The 17468-nt window shown below is 69.9% G+C and carries 17 protein-coding genes; 10 read left to right on the forward strand and 7 right to left on the reverse strand.

Going from position 1 to position 17468, the window contains the following annotated elements; genetic code table 11:
* Positions 1-12 precede the first annotated feature (12 nt).
* The 3 genes from IM778_RS00725 to IM778_RS00735 are packed head-to-tail and all read left to right on the forward strand — an operon-like array spanning position 13 to position 2562.
* The gene (locus IM778_RS00725) at positions 13-804 is read left to right on the forward strand and encodes an RraA family protein (RefSeq protein WP_194410203.1); all 792 of its coding nucleotides are present in this window, start codon (positions 13-15) and stop codon (positions 802-804) included.
* Positions 774-1721: an aldo/keto reductase gene (locus IM778_RS00730; RefSeq protein WP_194410204.1), complete on the forward strand. Its 948-nt coding sequence runs from the start codon at positions 774-776 to the stop codon at positions 1719-1721. Before IM778_RS00725 ends, IM778_RS00730 begins: the two co-directional genes overlap by 31 nt.
* A 1-nt stretch (position 1722) precedes the next feature.
* A complete protein-coding gene (locus tag IM778_RS00735; RefSeq protein ID WP_194410205.1) occupies positions 1723-2562 on the forward strand; it encodes an amidohydrolase family protein in 840 nt (279 codons plus the stop codon).
* On the opposite strand, the gene IM778_RS00740 is transcribed toward IM778_RS00735, so the two are convergent.
* From IM778_RS00740 to IM778_RS00750, 3 genes are all read right to left on the reverse strand, one after another.
* Positions 2543-3229, reverse strand: coding sequence for a GntR family transcriptional regulator (locus IM778_RS00740; RefSeq protein ID WP_194410206.1), 687 nt, complete (start codon positions 3227-3229; stop codon positions 2543-2545). The genes IM778_RS00735 and IM778_RS00740 overlap by 20 nt on opposite strands.
* A gap of 31 nt (positions 3230-3260) precedes the next feature.
* A complete protein-coding gene (locus IM778_RS00745) occupies positions 3261-3869 on the reverse strand; it encodes an SGNH/GDSL hydrolase family protein (RefSeq protein ID WP_194410207.1) in 609 nt (202 codons plus the stop codon).
* Positions 3870-3945: 76 nt separating this feature from the next.
* Positions 3946-8187 carry an Ig-like domain-containing protein gene (locus IM778_RS00750; protein ID WP_228484668.1) on the reverse strand — a complete coding sequence of 1414 codons (4242 nt, stop codon included), beginning with the start codon at positions 8185-8187 and terminating at the stop codon, positions 3946-3948.
* Positions 8188-8443: 256 nt separating this feature from the next.
* On the opposite strand from IM778_RS00750, the gene purM reads away from it, so the two are divergent.
* The 5 genes from purM (at position 8444) to IM778_RS00775 (ending at position 13556) form a co-directional block, all read left to right on the forward strand.
* Positions 8444-9604, forward strand: coding sequence for a phosphoribosylformylglycinamidine cyclo-ligase (gene purM / locus IM778_RS00755; protein WP_228484669.1), 1161 nt, complete (start codon positions 8444-8446; stop codon positions 9602-9604).
* A gap of 36 nt (positions 9605-9640) precedes the next feature.
* The gene (gene purF, locus IM778_RS00760) at positions 9641-11101 is read left to right on the forward strand and encodes an amidophosphoribosyltransferase (RefSeq protein WP_194410208.1); all 1461 of its coding nucleotides are present in this window, start codon (positions 9641-9643) and stop codon (positions 11099-11101) included.
* Positions 11102-11125: 24 nt separating this feature from the next.
* The gene (locus tag IM778_RS00765; protein WP_194410209.1) at positions 11126-11374 is read left to right on the forward strand and encodes a hypothetical protein; all 249 of its coding nucleotides are present in this window, start codon (positions 11126-11128) and stop codon (positions 11372-11374) included.
* Between the two features lie 474 nt (positions 11375-11848).
* Positions 11849-13093 carry an MFS transporter gene (locus IM778_RS00770; protein ID WP_194411659.1) on the forward strand — a complete coding sequence of 415 codons (1245 nt, stop codon included), beginning with the start codon at positions 11849-11851 and terminating at the stop codon, positions 13091-13093.
* A 52-nt stretch (positions 13094-13145) separates the two neighbouring features.
* Positions 13146-13556 (forward strand): TIGR02611 family protein, encoded by a 411-nt coding sequence (locus IM778_RS00775; protein ID WP_194410210.1) that lies wholly within the window; start codon positions 13146-13148, stop codon positions 13554-13556.
* 3 nt (positions 13557-13559) lie between these two features.
* On the opposite strand, the gene IM778_RS00780 is transcribed toward IM778_RS00775, so the two are convergent.
* A complete protein-coding gene (locus IM778_RS00780) occupies positions 13560-13757 on the reverse strand; it encodes a DUF3073 domain-containing protein (protein WP_194410211.1) in 198 nt (65 codons plus the stop codon).
* 167 nt (positions 13758-13924) lie between these two features.
* Between IM778_RS00780 and IM778_RS00785 the strand changes: the two genes are divergently transcribed.
* On the forward strand, positions 13925-14464 hold the full coding sequence (locus IM778_RS00785; RefSeq protein WP_194410212.1) for a universal stress protein: 540 nt from the start codon (positions 13925-13927) through the stop codon (positions 14462-14464).
* Positions 14465-14602: 138 nt separating this feature from the next.
* Here IM778_RS00785 and IM778_RS00790 read toward each other — a convergent pair whose 3' ends face one another.
* Positions 14603-15211 (reverse strand): PadR family transcriptional regulator, encoded by a 609-nt coding sequence (locus IM778_RS00790; protein ID WP_194410213.1) that lies wholly within the window; start codon positions 15209-15211, stop codon positions 14603-14605.
* Positions 15212-15213: 2 nt separating this feature from the next.
* Entirely contained in the window at positions 15214-16140 is a 927-nt protein-coding gene (locus tag IM778_RS00795) for a DUF4097 family beta strand repeat-containing protein (RefSeq protein ID WP_194410214.1), read from the reverse strand.
* A 173-nt stretch (positions 16141-16313) separates the two neighbouring features.
* Here IM778_RS00795 and IM778_RS00800 point away from each other — a divergent pair, with 173 nt between their 5' ends.
* Complete coding sequence (locus IM778_RS00800; protein ID WP_194410215.1) at positions 16314-17135, forward strand: MerR family transcriptional regulator; 822 nt, start codon at positions 16314-16316, stop codon at positions 17133-17135.
* A gap of 63 nt (positions 17136-17198) precedes the next feature.
* Here IM778_RS00800 and IM778_RS00805 read toward each other — a convergent pair whose 3' ends face one another.
* A complete protein-coding gene (locus tag IM778_RS00805) occupies positions 17199-17363 on the reverse strand; it encodes a hypothetical protein (RefSeq protein ID WP_164861705.1) in 165 nt (54 codons plus the stop codon).
* Positions 17364-17468: the final 105 nt, after the last annotated feature.

Consider the following 17468-nt stretch of genomic DNA (forward strand, 5'->3'; position numbering starts at 1 on the left):
CAAGGAGCACCCATGCCCCCGACCACTGCCGCGCTCGAGCGCCCTGCCTTCACACTTCCCGTCCGTGGTGACGCGTTCGAGCGCGCCACCGCGGAAGAGATCCGCGGGCTCGAGCGGGTGTCGTCGGCGACCGCGTGCGCGAAGCTGCACGGGCTCGGCATCTCGCGGTCGTTCGTCGAAGGGCCGCGTCCCCTGACGCCGGGGCAGCGCGTGGTCGGTTCGGCGCTCACGCTGCAGTTCATGCCGCAGCGAGAAGACGTCGCGTCCGGCCTCGGGCAGGAGTACGTCGAGCGTCACACCGCCCTGTGGGCGGTGCTCGAGACGGTGCAGCCGGGAGACGTGCTCGTGATCCAGGCCTACGGGAGCCGGTTCTCGGGGTGCATCGGCGACATCCTCGCACGCTACTTCGCACGCAAGGGCGGGGCCGGCATCATCGTCGACGGACGCATCCGCGACTCGGGCCGCATCCGCGAGCTCGGCATCCCGGTCTGGTCGACGGGCACGACGCCCCACTACGCGTCGCAGTCCGAGCTCTTCCCGTGGGCCTACGACGTGCCCGTGGCCGTGGGGGGCGCGCTGTGCATGCCCGGCGACCTCGTGGTCGCGGACGACGACGGACCGGTAGTGGTCCCGCGCTCGATGGCGGGAGAGGTCGTCTCGGCGGCCCAGGACCACGAGCAGTGGGAGGTCTTCAGCCGCGAGCGGCTCGACTCCGGCGCGCGTCTGAGCGACTACTACCCCCTGACCCCCGACACACGCGAGGAGTATGAGGCGTGGCGCTCCGCGAAACGATCCGACCGCTGACGCCGGAAGGCGCGCATCCCTCTCTCGGACTGGGATGCGCCCCGATCGGCAACCTGTACGCGCCCGTGTCGGAACGGGCGGCCGAAGCCACGGTCGAGGAGGCCTACGGACGCGGCATCCGCTTCTTCGACACCGCACCCCACTACGGCGCCGGGGTGAGCGAGGTCCGATTGGGGCGCGCTCTGGCGGGCGTGGACCGCGACACCGTGTCCATCGCCACCAAGATCGGCCGGCGCATCGTCGACACCGACGGCAGGACCGTCCCGGCAGGCGGGACGGGTGCCGACACCGTCGGCGATCTCAGCAGGGACGGCGTGCTGCGCAGTCTCGAGGGAAGCCTTCGGCGGCTCGACACCGACAGAGTCGACCTGCTCTACCTGCATGACCCCGCGGACGTGGACGAGGCGCTCGCCGGAGCACTGCCGGCACTGATCGAGCTGCGAGACGAAGGCGTCGTGCGTGCCGTCGGGGTCGGCATGGTGCACACCAAACCGCTGCATCGATACGTGTGCGAGGCGCCCATCGACGTCGTGATGCCGGCGGGGCGGCTCACCCTCCTCGACCGTTCGGCTCGAGGCGCCCTGGTTCCTGCGGCGCGGCAGCGCGGTGTGGGTCTCGTGGCGGCCGGCGTGTACAACTCCGGGATCCTCGTCGATCCGCGGGGCGCGCCCTACTTCGACTACCGACCGGCCGAGCCGGCCGTCGTCGCGCGAGCTCTCGAACTGGAGGCCGCCTGCGAGCGGCACGGCGTGCGGCTCTCCGACGCGGCCACCCGGTGGCCGCTGCGAGAGCCGGCGGTCGACGCCGTCGTCATCGGTGCTCGCACCGAGGCCGAGGTGGCCGCCTTCCACGACGGGTTCGATACGCCGATACCCGACGCGCTGTGGCACGAGCTGGAGCCCCTTGGCCTCCTCTGACGTGGGTATCGTCGACGCCCACGTGCACCTGTGGGACACCGGCGTCGTGCACCTGTCATGGTTCCGCGACGAACTCGGTCTCGCGCGCAGCGCGACCGCGGCCGACTTCGCGGCCGCCGCGGGCGACGTGGCACCCGCCACGGCCGTGACGGTTCAGGCGGGGGACACGCTCGGCGAGGCGCGGTGGCTGCTCGACGAGACCACACGGGTCGGGGTGGGGTCGGTCGCGGTGCTGCAGTACGAGGCCGCGAAAGGCAGATGGGCCGGCGTCATGCAGGACGCCCTCGAAGCGACCGACACACGGATGCCGCGCGTCGGCGGCATCCGTGTGTCGACACCGTCGGGCGCGGCCGACCTCTCGGATGTCCGGTGGCTCGATCGGCTGGCGGCGAGGCTCGCGCATTCGTCCCGCGTGCTCGAACTGCTGGTGCGTCCGGAGCAACTCGGAGCGACCGCAGAGCTCGCGCGCCGGCATCCGAGTCTCGCGGTCGTCGTCTGCCACCTGGGGCTCGGCAGCGCCCAGCCCGACAGTGCATGGCGGCGGGACCTGTCCCGACTGGCGCGCGTGCCGAACGTCGCAGCCAAGCTCTCGGGCGTCGTCGCCGGGCGCGACGCCGCAGCGCTCAGAGAGGTCGTCGGCGCTGCGGTGGACGCCCTGGGTCCGGACCGTCTGCTGTTCGGGAGCGACTGGCCGATCTCGGCGCGGTCCCTCGGCTATGCCGAGGTGGTCGAGCGCACGGCGGCCGCGCTGCCGGGGCTGTCGGCCGCCGACACGCGGAGCCTCTGGCGTCGTACCGCCGAGCGGCTCTATCGCATCGAGCTCAGTCCCGGCGCGCGGTGAGCGCGTCGCCGTCGTCGCCGAGGAGCGTACCCGCCGCGTGAGCGCGGAACAGCTCTCCCGCGGCGGTCTCGTCGCCGGCGAGGAGCACATCCAGCAGCCCGCGGTGCCACTCTGCGACGAGTGTCCAGTCGCCGGGGAACTCGGGGTCCCCCAGGACGTGCATCGATCGCAGGCTGGGTTCGATGATGTCCCACATCCGCGGGAGGTAGGCGTTGCCGCTCGCTTCGATGACCGTGCGGTGGAAGACGAAGTCGAGCTCGCGGAACTTCCCCAGCTCCCGGGCGCCGGCTGCCTCGCGCATCTCGCCGATCAGGTCGGTGAGGCGCTGCGTCGTCGCATCGTCGAGTCGTCCGCAGGCGAGCCGGCCGGCCAGCTCCTCGAGTGCGGCGCGTGCCACCTTGGCCTGCTCCGCCTCCTCGTCGGTGTACTGCGCGACGAAGTTGCCCTGGTGCCGCACGTGCGTCACCAGCCCTTCGTGCGCGAGTCGCTTCAGCGCGTCGCGCACGGGCGCCTGACTCACCTGCAGCTGGCGGGCGAGCTGGGATTCGACCAGCTGCTCACCGGGAGCCAGGCTCGTGTCCTTGATCATCGTCTTGATGAGGGAGTAGATCTGGTCGGACAGAAGGCCGTGCTGGAGGCCCTTCATCGAGCTCAGGGCGTCAGTCATGGGCATCAGATTACCCGATAATCGACAATCGTTAATGGATGCCGACAGCAGCGGTCCACGCGTCGGCGATGGTCGCTGCGCCGAGAGGCGTGGGGTGCACCCCGTCGGGAGCCAGAGCCGCCGGGCCGCCGGAGTGGCTCGACGCCACCGCCGTGAGGTGCGAGTGCAGCGGGACGAACACCGCCCCGTACTCGTCCGCGAGCCGCCTCACGACCGCCCGCTTCCCGGCGAGGTCCTCGAGCCACGTCTCCTGTTCGCCACGGACCGGCAGCAGGAACGGCTCGATGAGCACGGTGCGAGCCGGTACGGCGTCCAGCACGGCGCGGTACGAGCGCTCGAACTCGACGTCGTCGGTGGGATCGGCGGAGTCGAACCGTCGCCAGGTGTCGTTGATCCCGACGAACACGGTCAGCACATCTGCCCCCGCGGGGACCAGGTCGTCGGCGATCCGCGCCTCCAGGTCTTTGGCGCGGTTCCCGCTGATACCGAGATTGCGGACGGTCGCCGCCTCGTCCCGCTGACGCAGCCGCGCGTCGAGGAGCGACACGTAGCCGTCGCCCAGCGAGGAGTCGTCCGCGCGGTCGCGGCCGGCGTCGGTGATGGAGTCGCCGTAGAAGACGTATCGGGTGGCGGCGGTCATGCCGTTCCTTCCGGAGGTGATCGGGTGAGGGGACCGGGGTGGAGCCCATCGCGATGGGCTCCACCCCGATTGTGGTTCAGTCGCGAACCGGGTGCGCTGATCCGACGCGCCGTCGGCGTGCGCCGGTGACGGCGAACACGGCTCCTGCGATCAGAAGCCCGGCCGCGAGCATCGCCGCGATCGCCCACGCGCCGCCGCCGCCGGTGCTCGCGAGATCGCCGGACCCGTCGCCGGAGGCGCCGTCACCGGGCGCGGGACCGGCGCCGGGGTCCTCACCGGGGTCGGCGGCCGGGATCACGGCGATCACGAACGTCGCCGTGAAGCCGGCATACGTCACGACCAGCTCCTGACGCTCCGCCGGCGCGGTGGAATCGAAACCGCTCACCATCGCCGGCGTCACCGGGACCTCGGACGTGGAGTCGTCGCTCCAGCTCACCGCGAGCGTCATCCCACTGACGTCGAGCTCGTCGCCCACGCGGTAGACCTCCTTGAACTCGCCGGCGCCTGCAGCGATGCCGGTGACGACCGGCTCCTCCGCCGCCGCGGGCTTCAGGCGCAGCGCGTTCTGCTCGGCATAGTGGTAGACGTTCAAGTACCCGGCGTCGGCGATGGGGCTCGCGGCATCCATGTCCACTGCACTCCAGATGGTGCGCCCATCGACGCGCAGCGCCACCTGCGTGCCCGCTGCCGCCGCCGCCGCGGCCGCCGGAGCCGCTTCGGCGGCGGCCACGGCGCCGAACTCGATCGTGTGCTCGGTGCCGGCCAGCACCGCGGTGTTGGGAATCACGTCCATCATCGTCTGGCCCGGCTTCCAGCTCTGCACCTCGATCACGTCCTCCTTGATGACGACGAGGTACCCCTTGTTCCCGCCGACCCACGCGGGGTCCCCCGCACGATCGGAGCGCACCGCGAAGCCGAACCAGCCGCCGTCGAATCCGTCCACTTCGGACGAGAAGCGCAGCAGTCCGTCACCGAATGTCTCGCCGCTGTATCCGACGACACCCTCGCCACTGATGCCGATCGTCCCCTCCTCGAAGTCGACCGCCCCCGAACCGGTCCAGTTCGCCGCGTCGGAGAGCTGGTCGCCGAGCTCGATCACCGGGTAGTCCACGTCCTGCACCTGGACCGTCGCAGCGGCGCTGATGCCTGGATCCGCCTGTGACGTCGCGGTGATCGTCGCGGTTCCGGCCGCGACGCCGCGGACGGTGCCGTCGGTGCCGACCGTCGCCACTCCGGGATCGCTCGTCGACCAGTCCACCCCCGCGTTGCTCGCCTCGGCCGGAGTCACCGTCGCGGCGATCACGCCCCGCTCACCGGTGGCGAGTAGCAGCTCACCGGGCGACAGTGAGATGCCCGAGACGTCCACCGGCACCAGCGAGATCGTGACGTCGTCCACGTCGAGATACGCGAACTTCTCGACGTAGAAGCCCACCTTGCCCGCGGCATCCGGTGCCGGGTTGGTGCCCTCGATCACCACCTCGCCGTCGACGCTCACCTGGATGCCGGAGCGGCTGACGACCATGCGGATGCCGTAGACGGTGTCGGGCGTGAAGCCCGAGGCGGCGGGGAGCACGACCTCTTCGACGGTCGCCCATGCCGAGTCGTAGATCGTCCACTTCGGACCTGTCGCCAGGTGCTGGTAGCGCACATAGCCACCGGGCGTGGCGCCGCTGCGGTCATAGACGAGCAACACGCCGCCCTCCGGCACCTCGGCAGGTGTGCGCACCTCGAACTCGAGGACGTATTCGCCGAAGTCGCGTGGCAGTTGACCGTTGGCCCCTCCCAGGATGTGGTACCAGTGGTCACCGTCGGCGTCCTTGACGATCGAGCGGTTCCCGTCGACCGGCCAGCCGTTGCCGCCCGACTCGAAGTCGGTGAAGTGCAGCACGCCGTCACCGTCGAGCACCACGACCGTCGCCTCGTCGGTGATCGCGGCGTCTGCAACCGATGTCGCGGTCACCACCGCTTGGCCGGGCGCGAGTGCCGTGATCTGGCCGGCGGCGTCCACAGACGCCACAGCGGGATCGCTGCTCGCGTAGGTGACGGCGGCGTTGGACGCGTTCCACGGCACGACCTCCGCCGCGAACGAGACCGTGTCGCCGAGCTCCACGACGAGCTGCTCCGAGGGCAGATGGACGGCGTCCACCGCGATGTGCGCGGGGGTGATCGGGTGGCCGATGACGCCCTGCGTGCCCATCTGGTCGAACGGCACGGCGGTGAAGCCCGGGATGCGATCGAACACCGCCGCGTCCTCGGCGAACCGGAAGTCGCCGGCGCGCCAGTCGACGAAGCCGGGATCCTGATCGGCCACCCAGTTGTCGGCGTAGTTCAGGAGGCCGTGCACATCGCGGGCACCGTGCTCGTTGACGTCGCCGGCGCGCGAGAGCCCCGGGTTCCACACCACGTTCCGCTCGAAGTGGTTGTTCTCGGGGTAGTAGTGGTTCTCGTCGAAGAACGTGAGCAGCTCGGGGTACCTCTCGCCGTAGGGCGTGTCGACGAAGCCGTTGTTCGCCTCGAACAGCTCGATCCATTTCGGCATGTAGTCGGTGTCGACCTTGTTGCCGGGCTGGTCTCCCATCCACATCTCGTAGTTGTCGTACGGGATGTGCGTGTCGACGAAGACGTTGTTGCGCGCGTCGATGCGGTCTCCCGAACCGTTCTTGATCGCGTCGTTGCCCATCCGGTAGAAGACGTTCTCCTCGATGGTGAGTCCCATCGTGAGGTTGTCGGGATAGATCCCTTCGACGCCGAGGCGGCCGATGCCGGTGTCGTGGAAGTAGTTGCGGCTGATCTCCGTGCCCCGTTGCTGCGGCGTCGCTCCGGCATTCATGTAGATCGCGCCGAGGTCCTGGAACGTCTTGCAGATGTCGTAGATCTCGTTGTACTCGATCAGATGATCGTTGCCGTGCACGATGAGACCCGGGTGCGGCGCATCGTGGATCTCATTGCCGCGCGCGATGTTCCCGACCCCGTCGAGCATCACACCCGGGTTGTAGGCCTTGTGGTAGTACGCGAAATCGTGGATGTGGGAGTTCTCGGCCCGGTTGTCGCCGCGGGCGAGCGTGTCCTTGTCTCCACCCTGCAGCACGACTCCCACACCGCCGATGTGCCGAAGATGAGATGACACCACGGCGTGATCCACGCCGCCCCGGTTCACAGGGATTCCGTCATAGGTGTAGCGGCCGGGGGAGTTGATGTACACGCCCCCGTCGGTGAAGTTCTGGATGTCGCTGTGCGCGATCTGCACGTTGGATCCGCCCAGGATGACGGCTGCCGTGGCGCGCCCGTACTCCAGGACGAGTTCGTCGAAGAGGACGTGCGATGCGCCGTCGGTGCGGATCATCGGCTCGTCGAGCATGGTGACGGTGACCGGCGCCTCCGTCGTCTCGAACGCGGCATTCGGCAGGAAGTAGAGGATGCCGCTCTCGCGGTCGATGTAGTACTCGGCCGGGGCATCGAGCTCCTCGAGCAGGTTCTCGGCGAAGTGGAAGTCCTCGAACCACGTCTTCATGAGGCCCGACATCTCGCCGTACGCCAGCGTGATGGTCTTCGCGGCGGTGTCGATCGACTCGATGCGGTTGTACGACCACTCCCAGCTGTACCCGAAGATGCCGTCGAGCCACACGTCCTCCGCCTCGGTCCAGTACTGGGGGCGGTCGTAGGCGTAGCTGAACGTGCCGCCGCGCTCCTGGAGGTCGGCGTCCTTCACGGTGGGTCCGACATCGATGATCTCGCCCATCTGCACCGTCCCGTTGTTGGGCCAGCGTGCGAGGGTCATTCCCTCGCCGGCGACATAGAGCTGCATGGGAGGCACGTCGCTGACGTCGTTGGCCTTCCAGTAGCCGTGGCGACTCACGGCGCCGTAGTCGGTGATGCCGTGGGCGGCGAGGTCGAACTGGAGCACGCGCCCGTGGGCCGAGTCGTCGATGATGCGAGAGAGCATCGCGTCGTCGGTGACCGGCGCGAAACCGGACCGCTCGAGCTCCACCCCGCCGCTCAGCCGCGCCGTCTCGCCGGGATAGGAGCGATAGGTGATGGGCGAGTCGGCCGTGCCGGAGTCCTGGGCGCCGAGCTCGAAGGACGACGTCCGCGGGTACGTCCCCTCACGCAGGTACACGGTGACGCCGCCAGCGGGCAGCGCGCCGGCTCCTCCGAGCTCGCGGATGGCGTCGCGGGCGCCTTCCAGTGTGAGGAGGGGATCTTCGAGCGTGCCCGAGCCGCTGTCGGATCCGCTCGGCGAGACGTACAGCGCCGTCTCGGCGAGAGGGGCGGCGTGGGCTGCGACGGGGACTCCGATCGACAGCAGGGCGACAGCCATCAGTGTGGCGAGTATTCGCTTCATTGCGAGCGTTCCGACCTTTCTCGTCGGCCGCGACATCGCGGCCTGATGGGCGATTCCCGTCGCGCGTCTGTGCACGCGGACGGAGGGGGACGGTCGCGACGCTACTATAATCGATTATCGCTAGCAACCGTTGATCGGCTCGCAGTCCCGCGCCGGAGGCTCGTTCCGAGCCCGGGCCGAGGCATCCGTCACCCGGCGTCCGGGCCGGTGAGCCGCCGGTAGGCTGGTATCCGTGGCCTCCTCCGAACGCGATGCCCCCGCCCCGCCCGTGAACCCGTACGCGGCCGCCGGCGTCGACACGGCCGCCGGCGACCTCGCCGTCGAGCTGATGAAGTCGGCCGTGCGCCGCACTCACGGTCCCGAGGTGCTCGGCGGCGTCGGCGGATTCGCGGGGCTCTTCGACGCGTCGGCCTTCAAGGCCTACGACAAGCCGCTGCTGGCGACGAGCACCGACGGCGTCGGCACGAAGGTCGCGATCGCGCAGGCCATCGACAAGCACGACACCATCGGGCAGGACCTCGTCGGCATGGTCGTCGACGACATCGTCGTGGTGGGCGCCAGGCCGCTGTTCATGACCGACTACATCGCGTGCGGCAAAGTCTTCCCCGAGCGCATCGCCGACATCGTCCGCGGCATCGCCGCCGGCTGCGCCGAGACCGGCACGGCGCTCGTGGGCGGCGAGACCGCCGAGCACCCCGGCCTCCTCGGCATCAACGACTACGACGTCGCGGGAGCTGCGACCGGCGTCGTCGAGGCCTCCCGCATCCTCGGGGCCGAGCGGGTGCGCGACGGGGACGTCGTGCTCGCGCTCGCGAGCTCGGGACTGCACTCCAACGGCTACTCGCTCGTGCGCCACATCGTCGCGGGAGCCGGCATCCAGTACGGCGACAACGCCGCCGACTTCGGCACGACATGGGGCGAGGCCCTCCTCGAGCCGACGCGCCTCTACACCCAGCCGCTGCTGCGTCTCATCGCCGAGACGGGCGACGCGGTGCACGCCCTCAGCCACGTCACCGGCGGCGGCATCGCCGCCAACCTCGCCCGCGTCCTCCCGCAGAGCACGTGGGTCGAGGTCGACAGGTCGACGTGGTCACCGCCCACCGTGTTCCGCGTGCTCGCCGATCTCGGCGGCCTCGACCTCGAGTCGACCGAAGGCACCTGGAACCTCGGCATCGGATTCCTCGCCGTCGTGGCCGCCGAGAAGGCGGAGGCCGCGGCATCCGCCCTCGAAGGCGCCGGCATCGCGACCTGGCAGGTCGGCGTCGTCCGCGGCGGCGACCGTCCCGGCGGCGAGCACTGGGAGCAGGGCGCCAAGGGCGTCGACGGCGGCGCGGTGCGTCTCGTCGGTGCCTACGCAGACCACCAGACGTACGCAGAACACCCGGCTCGCTGAGCCGGAGTACCCCAACAGCAGGAGCGAGCAACACCCATGTGCGGAATCGTCGGGATGGTGGGGCGCGGCCCCGTCAACCAGGAGATCTACGACTCCCTCCTCCTGCTCCAGCACCGGGGCCAGGACTCGACCGGGATCTCGACCGCCGAGCGCAGCGGCACCGTGCACATGCACAAGACCCGGGGTCAGGTGCGCGAGGCGTTCCGCACGCGGGACATGCGCGCGCTGCTCGGCGAGATCGGGCTCGGCCACGTGCGCTACGCCACCAAGGGCACCGCGACGAACGAGGAGGAGGCGCAGCCGTTCTACGTGAATGCGCCGTACGGCATCGTCCTCGTGCACAACGGCAACCTCACGAACACGAGGGAGCTCACCGCCGAGCTCTTCCACAAGGACCGCCGCCACCTCAACACGTCCTCCGACACCGAGCTGCTGGTGAACGTCCTCGCCAACGAGCTGCAGGCCTCGATCTCGGGCCTCGAGCTCGACCCCGAGCAGGTGTTCCAGGCGGTGACCCGCGTGCACGAGCGCGTCGAGGGCTCGTACGCGGCGATCGCGCTGATCGCCGGTTACGGCCTTCTGGCGTTCCGCGACCCGTTCGGCATCCGTCCCCTGATCCTCGGCACGCGCAAGCACGACGACGGGCACTACGAGTGGGTCGTGACGAGCGAATCGCTCGTGCTCGAGAACGGCGAGTTCGAGATCGTGCGCGACGTCGACCCCGGCGAGGCCGTGTTCATCGACCTCGAGGGCAGGCTGCACACGAAGCAGTGCGCCGCGAACCCCCAGCTCGTACCCTGCTCGTTCGAGTACGTGTACCTCGCCCGTCCCGACTCGGTGATGAACGGCATCGCGGTGTACGAGGCGCGCCTGCGCATGGGCGAGCGCCTCGCCGACACGATCGCCAAGCACACGCCGCGCGAGGCGATCGATGTCGTCATGCCGATCCCCGACTCGTCCCGCCCCGCCGCGATGCAGGTGGCCCGCAAGCTCGGCGTCGAATACCGCGAGGGCTTCTACAAGAACCGCTACGTCGGCCGCACGTTCATCATGCCGGGCCAGGCGGTGCGCAAGAAGAGCGTGCGCCAGAAGCTCAACGCGATGTCGAGCGAGTTCAAGGGCAAGAACGTGCTGCTCATCGACGACTCGATCGTGCGTGGCACGACGTCGAAAGAGATCATCCAGATGGCGAGGGATGCCGGGGCCAAGACCGTCACGTTCGCCTCGGCTGCGCCGCCCGTGCGTTACCCGCACGTGTACGGCATCAACATGCCGTCGCGCCACGAGCTCGTCGCCCACGGCCGCACGATCCCCGAGATCGCGCAGGAGCTCGGCGCCGACTTCGTCGTGTACCAGGAGGTCGAGGACCTCAAGGCGGCGATCCTCGAGGGCTCCGACCTCGAGGACCTCGACATGAGCTGCTTCGACGGCCGGTACATCACCGGCACGGTGACCGAGGAGTACCTCGCCTGGGTCGAAGGCTCGCAGGAGAGCTGACGCCGCCGCCGGTAGCCTGGCGGCATGCTGGGCGACCATCCCGTGGAGTTCTTCATGTGGATGCTCCTGCTCCCGGTGATCGTCGGCGCGGTGATCGGTCTGCTGGTGGGCCTCGCGTTCGCCCTGGTGATGGCCCTCGCAGGCCTCAACCACGGGCTCGCGCACCTCGTGCGGCGCGCGGTGGACGCGATCCGCGCCCGCCGGAGGTCTCGCAGGGCTCCAGGCACGGCCGCGCCGCCGGCATCCGCCGACGCACGACCGCCCGGCCCGTAGGCGTGGGCGTGGGCGGGGTGTAGCGGGGGCGTGGCGGTGTCGCGTCGGTCGGGACTGCGCGTTCGGGTGGCACGACACGCGGGATGGCGTCGGCGATTCCGCGTGTTGCGCCCCGCGAGTGCGGCGGACGGTGTGCCCAGGGCGTTCGGGTGCGCCCGCGAGCGTGGGGGCCGGTGGGGTGGGGGAGGTTCGGGTGTCACGACACGCGGGATGGCGTCGGCGATTCCGCGTGTTGCGCCCCGCGAGTGCGGGGGCCGGTCGTGTGGGGGAGCTTCAGGTGCGCCCGGGAGGGCGGGGGGACGGTGGGGTGGGGGAGGTTCGGGTGTCACGACACGCGGGATGGCGTCGGCGATTCCGCGTGTTGCGCCCCGCGAGTGCGGGGGGACAGCCCGCCCGGGGCGTTCGGGTAAAGCCGCGAGCGGGCGGGGCCGCGCCGACCCTGAGGAGTCACGGGCGCCCTAGGCTTGGTGGGTGATGTCGACCCCTGCCCGCCCGCTCTGGCAGGGCAGGACCCTCGCCGTCGTCGGCATCGTGCTGTTCGCGTTCTCGCTGCGGTCGGCGGTCGCCTCGCTGTCGCCGCTGTTCGATCACATCGGGGCGGATTTCGCGCTGCCGGCCGCCGTGATCGGACTGATCGGCACCGCGCCCCCGGTGTGCTTCGCGATCTTCGGGCTGCTCACGCCCTCGCTCGAGCGGCGGTTCGGCCTCGAGCGTCTCGCCGTCGTCGCGATGGCCGTCGTGACGACCGGGCTCATCGCACGCAGCCTCGCACCGAGTTCCGGCCTCCTGCTCGCGGGCACAGCGCTCGTGTTCGCGGCGGTGGGCACCGGCAACATCCTGGTGCCGCCGCTCGTCAAGCGCTACTTCCCCGACCGCATCGGGCTGCTGACCACGATCTACTCGACCACGATGGCGGTGTCGACCTTCCTGCCGCCCCTCATCGCGGTCCCGGTGGCCGATGCCACGCATTGGCGCTCGTCGCTCGGGCTGTGGGCGGTCTTCTCGCTCGTGGCGATGATCCCATGGATCCAGCTCGCGGTGCGCAGGGCATCCCACGACCGCGCCGTGAGCGACGCTGCCGACGACGACATCGTGCCGGCGACCCCGCGTGCGCTGGGCCGCATGTGGCGGATTCCCCTCGCCTGGGCGCTCCTGGTGGGCTTCGCCGTATCGGGGGTGATGGCGTACGTGTCGTTCGCGTGGCTGCCCACGATCCTCGTCGACATCGCGGGCGTCACCCCGGCGGCAGCCGGAGCCCTGCTCGGACTCTTCGCGGCGATGGGACTGCCGTGCTCGCTGCTCGTCCCGCTGCTCGTGACGCGCTGGAACGCCACCCGCGTGCTCTTCGGCGTCGCGGTCGTCGCCGGGTTGGTGGGCATCGCGGGCATGCTGTTCGTGCCGACGGTGGCGACGTGGCTGTGGGTCGCGCTGTTCGGTCTCGCGCCGCTGCTGTTCCCGCTGGTGCTGGTGCTCCTCGGCCTCCGGTCCCGCACGCACGAAGGCTCCGTCGCGCTCAGCGGGTTCGTGCAGAGCGGGGGCTATGCGATCGTCGCGCTGTTCCCGATCGGCATCGGACTGCTCCACGACGCGACCGGCTCGTGGACGGGTCCGCTCATCGTGCTCGCCTGCGTCGTCGCGGCGGCCATTCCCGCGGGCGTCGTGGCTGCGCGCCCGCACACGGTCGAGCACGACTGGGAGCGCCGGCACGGCGCCTGGTGAGGCATCCCGGATTCCCAGCAGGTTCGCGATATATCGTGTTAGCGTCGCCCTCATGACGTCGCCCGACACCCTCGAGACCACGGTCCGTGCCGACATCGCCGCCGCCGAGCGGCCGAATCGTCCGATTCGACGGATGCTGCGCCGCACGCGCGCGTGGATCGACCGGCACCCGCGACTGAAGGCCGCCTACCGCACCGGGGTCGGCGTGGTCGGCGGGACGCTCGCGATCGTCGGGCTGCTGCTCGTGCCACTACCCGGACCCGGATGGCTCGTCGTGTTCCTGGGCCTCGCCGTGCTCGGCACGGAGTTCCACTGGGCGCGCCGCACGGCGGCATGGCTCAAGCGCATGCTGGAGCGATTCTGGACCTGGTGGCGTGCGCGACGCGCGCGGCGCGCGGCAGCGCGCACACAAGCCCAGAGCGAGTCGCAGCGTCGCCACGACCCAGCGGCGACCGCGGGGTAGGGGTCAGGCTTGCGAGGACGAGACGGCTGACGTCTCGTCCTCATCCTCGTCGTTGTACTCGTCGGCCCACTTGTCGATGTACTCGTCGTTCGACTGGTGACCGAGCTCGCGCTCGAGCGCAGAGTAGTTCACGTTGTACGTGTCGTACTTCAGCTCACGGGCGATCTTGGTGTGCTTCGCCTTCTGACGGCCACGCCCCATGCGAGACCCCCTCATAGTAGAGTCGCGGGCTATCTGCGGGCTCTCAGCCGCTGCAAACCCGGGCATTCACGAATCCGGCTTCGAACCGGTAAGAGTAGCATTCAGGATAACACGGGGCCCCGTACACCGGCGGCTCCGGGCAGCCGATGCGGGAGGAGCGGGAACATATGGCCGACGAGGCATCCGAGACGGGGAACGACAGAGAAGACGACCGCAAACTGCACGGCGCAGTGGTCGCGTGCGTCATCCCCGGCCAGCCGCCGCGGGTGCTCAAAGAGGCCGTTCGCTACGCCAAGCTCTTCCAGGCGCCGCTGGCTGTGGTGCATGTCGATGTCACGCGCTTCGTCACGTACGAAGACCCCGACGGGTACGTCCACTCCGCTCCGATCGACATGAACATCGCGTCGGGCGAGAACGAACTGACGCAGGTGCAGGATGCCGCGGCCGCCGCTCTTACGGACTCCGGGCTCGAGTGGAGCCTGCGCCAGCTCGTCGGTGATCCGGCGATGGCGATCAAGCACTTCGCGGACCAGATCGATGCGCGGCTGCTCGTGGTGGGCACGCGCAAGCGCGGGATCGGGGAGTCGATCCGCGAGTTCTTCACGGGCTCGGTCGGTGCGCGGCTCGCGCATCGGCAGCACCGCCCCATCCTGATCGTTCCGCTGGGCGAGCCCGTGCCCGACGACGAGGAGATCTGGCCCGGCTGATCCCGCGCGCCGGCCCCTCGTCCCGACGGCCCCGCTCCCCCCGACCGCGAGAGTGCAACTGACGGCCGAGGGAGCGGGAACCGCCCTACCTCTCGGCCGTCAGCTGCACTCTCGCGGTCGGACGCCGCCGAAACGCGGTCAGCCGCGGATGTGGCGGGTGATGTCGCGGGCGATGCGGTCCAGCTCCGAGGCGAGCTCATCGACGATCGAGACGGCGAGATCGCCGCCGCGGGCGACGTGCGTGCGGAGGTCGCTGCGCACACGGGCGCGGAACTCGTTCACCGCGGCGTCGGCGCGCTGCAGCTGCTCGCGGGCGAGCACGCGGGGATCGTCGGCACGAGGCTCGTGCGGCGCCGAGGCACGCTCCTCGCGTGACGCGGCGGCGAGGTCTGCGCGGAGGCTCTTCATCGCCTCGCGCACGCTGCCGCGCACCTCGTCGGCGATGAGTCGCACCGAGTCCGCCAGGCCCGCCTCGATGCCCTCGAGCTCGCCGGCCCGGGCCTGCACCTCGGCGTGGCCGGCCGCAGTGATCGAGTAGATCGTCTTGCGGCCCTCGACGCTCTTGGTCACGAGGCCTTCCTCTTCGAGCTTCGCCAGGCGCGGGTAGATCGTGCCCGCGCTCGGCGTGTACGTGCCGCCGGTGCGGTCCGACAGGGCCTGCATGATGTCGTAGCCGTGGCGGGGCCCCTCATCGAGCAGGTTCAGCAGGTAGAGGCGCAGATCGCCGTGAGAGAAGACGGGGGTCATGCTCACCACTCCTCTTCGTCGACGCCGGCGGCCGCGTCAGCGGGTGCCGGCTCATCGACACCGGTTGCGGCGGAGGCGGCCGTCGCGGTGTGGGCCGAGGCATCCGAGGTGCCTTCGGCGCGGCGGAGCACGGTCACGTCGCCCGACACGCTGTTGGCGCGCACGTCGGCGAAGCTGCCGCTGAGCTCGCCGGTCGACCCGGTGAAGTTGGTGAGCGGGCCGGCCCCGGTGCCCGAGCGGACGGCGCCGTCGACGAGCACGCGGCCGCTCACACTGCGGACGGCGTAGTTCGCCGGGTACCCCTTGTCGAGGCGCACCGTCGCGTTGCCGCTCACGGTGTTGAGGTTCACCGACGCGATGTCGCCGATCGAGTCGACGAGCATGGCGCCCGACACGGTGTCGATCGTGGCCTTGCGCAGAGTGCCGGTGGCCGCGACGTCGCCCGAGACGCTGTTGGCGCTCAGTGCGCCGACCAGTTCGCGCACCTGCACGTCGCCCGAGACGGCGTTGACCGTGAGGTCGCCGGCGAGGCCGTCGACGATGATGTCGCCCGAGACCGTGTTGAGGCGGGCGTCGTTGCGCAGGCCCGACACGAGCGCGCTCGCGCTGACGACGCCGAGGTTCAGTGCCACCGAGCGCGGTACTGCGACGCTGATCTCGGCCTTGGGACCGCCGGCGCCGAAGTTGCGGAACACCTCGAGGAAGTTGTCCCAGCGCAGCTGCGGGTGGTCGATCTCGACCGTGTCGCCGGTCACCTCGATGCGCAGGTCCTTGATGGTGACGCCGTGCACCTCGATGCGCGCGCCGGGCTCGTCGTGGGCGATGACGTCGATCTGGCCTCCGACGAGGCCGATCTTGAGCGAGCGCACATCCTCGATGTCGATGACGCGTGTCTCGCCCGGGTGGATGATCCACTTCTCCAGGGTCATGGCTTGGTTCTCCCGTTGTCTTGCGAGGGTCGATTCGCGATATATCGCGTATAGAGAGGGTAACACGATATATCGCGAGTGCGCCACTGCTGAGACAAAACTGAGCTTGACCTTGACGCGACGTCAACCTCTAGCGTGGAGCACGCGACGCGAACGACACGAGAGGAGGCGTCATGGACCACGATCGCGAATGGTCGATCCAGCACATCGCCAAGCTCGCCGGCACCACCAGCCGGACGCTTCGCCACTACGACGACATCGGCCTGCTCGCACCGTCGAGCATCGGTCACAACGGCTACCGCTACTACGACCGGGCGGCGCTCGTGCGTCTGCAGCGCATCCTGCTGCTGCGCGAGCTCGGTCTCGGCCTGCCCCAGATCGCAGAGGCGCTCGACCGCGAGCCCGCCGGCTCGAATGGCCGGGAGCGGGGCACGTCGAGATCATCCGAAGCCCGCGCGCTCGAGACCCACCTGGTGTGGCTGCGGCAGGAGCAGGAGCGGCTGGCGCGCCAGATCGCGTCGGTCGAGAACACCATCACGGCACTGAGAGGAGGTGAAGAACTGATGGCAGAGAACATGTTCGACGGTTTCGACCACACCCAGTACAGGGAGGAGGTCGAGCAGCGCTGGGGCACGAAGGCCTACGCCGACAGCGACCGCTGGTGGCGCTCGATGAGCGCCGACGAGAAGGCCGCGTGGCAGCAGCGGGTGTCCGACCTCGGTCGCGATTGGATCGCGGCCGCCGAGGCGGGCGTCGCCCCCGACAGCGACGAGGCGCAGGCGCTGGCCAAGCGCCATGTCGAGTGGCTCACGGGCGTGCCCGGCACACCCGCCGCCGCCCCCGGCGGCGACGTCAAGGGCTACGTCATCGGCCTCGGCGAGATGTACGTGGCCGACCCGCGCTTCGGCGCGAACTACGCGACGAGCCAGGGCGGCACCGCCGGTGCCGAGTTCGTGCGCGACGCGCTGCGCGTGTACGCAGAGGCGAACCTCTAGAGCCACGGATGCCGCGACCCGGTCGGGTCGCGGCATCCGTGCTCTCCGGCAGGCGGCGTGTCGTCAGGTGTTGCGACTGCCGCTGATGACCCGGAAGAGGAACGCGATGAGCGCGATGACTCCGACGATGAGCGCGACCCACAGCAGCCAGCTCAGCGCCGAGTTGAGGCCGCCGACGATCGCAAGGATGATCGCGACGACGATGATGATGATCAGGGCGAGGTTCATAGGAGTCACTCCTTCTGTGTCGTCGATGCACGGGAGCGCATCGGGTGCCTCGTGGGCACATTCCGAGAGTGGCACCAGCGGGGGTGCGGTCGTAGGGGCTTGACG

It is taken from the genome of Microbacterium cremeum, from assembly GCF_015277855.1.
GTDB lineage: Bacteria > Actinomycetota > Actinomycetes > Actinomycetales > Microbacteriaceae > Microbacterium > Microbacterium cremeum.

Coding starts and splice junctions, on each gene's coding strand:
- IM778_RS00765 (WP_194410209.1), top strand. CDS start 11,126: ATGCTGGGCGACCATCCCGTGGAGTTCTTCATGTGGATGCTCCTGCTC.
- IM778_RS00795 (WP_194410214.1), bottom strand. CDS start 16,140: ATGACCCTGGAGAAGTGGATCATCCACCCGGGCGAGACACGCGTCATC.
- purF (WP_194410208.1), top strand. CDS start 9,641: ATGTGCGGAATCGTCGGGATGGTGGGGCGCGGCCCCGTCAACCAGGAG.
- IM778_RS00785 (WP_194410212.1), top strand. CDS start 13,925: ATGGCCGACGAGGCATCCGAGACGGGGAACGACAGAGAAGACGACCGC.
- IM778_RS00770 (WP_194411659.1), top strand. CDS start 11,849: ATGTCGACCCCTGCCCGCCCGCTCTGGCAGGGCAGGACCCTCGCCGTC.
- IM778_RS00725 (WP_194410203.1), top strand. CDS start 13: ATGCCCCCGACCACTGCCGCGCTCGAGCGCCCTGCCTTCACACTTCCC.
- IM778_RS00780 (WP_194410211.1), bottom strand. CDS start 13,757: ATGGGGCGTGGCCGTCAGAAGGCGAAGCACACCAAGATCGCCCGTGAG.
- IM778_RS00805 (WP_164861705.1), bottom strand. CDS start 17,363: ATGAACCTCGCCCTGATCATCATCATCGTCGTCGCGATCATCCTTGCG.
- IM778_RS00800 (WP_194410215.1), top strand. CDS start 16,314: ATGGACCACGATCGCGAATGGTCGATCCAGCACATCGCCAAGCTCGCC.
- IM778_RS00790 (WP_194410213.1), bottom strand. CDS start 15,211: ATGACCCCCGTCTTCTCTCACGGCGATCTGCGCCTCTACCTGCTGAAC.
- IM778_RS00750 (WP_228484668.1), bottom strand. CDS start 8,187: ATGGCTGTCGCCCTGCTGTCGATCGGAGTCCCCGTCGCAGCCCACGCC.
- IM778_RS00745 (WP_194410207.1), bottom strand. CDS start 3,869: ATGACCGCCGCCACCCGATACGTCTTCTACGGCGACTCCATCACCGAC.
- IM778_RS00740 (WP_194410206.1), bottom strand. CDS start 3,229: ATGACTGACGCCCTGAGCTCGATGAAGGGCCTCCAGCACGGCCTTCTG.
- IM778_RS00775 (WP_194410210.1), top strand. CDS start 13,146: ATGACGTCGCCCGACACCCTCGAGACCACGGTCCGTGCCGACATCGCC.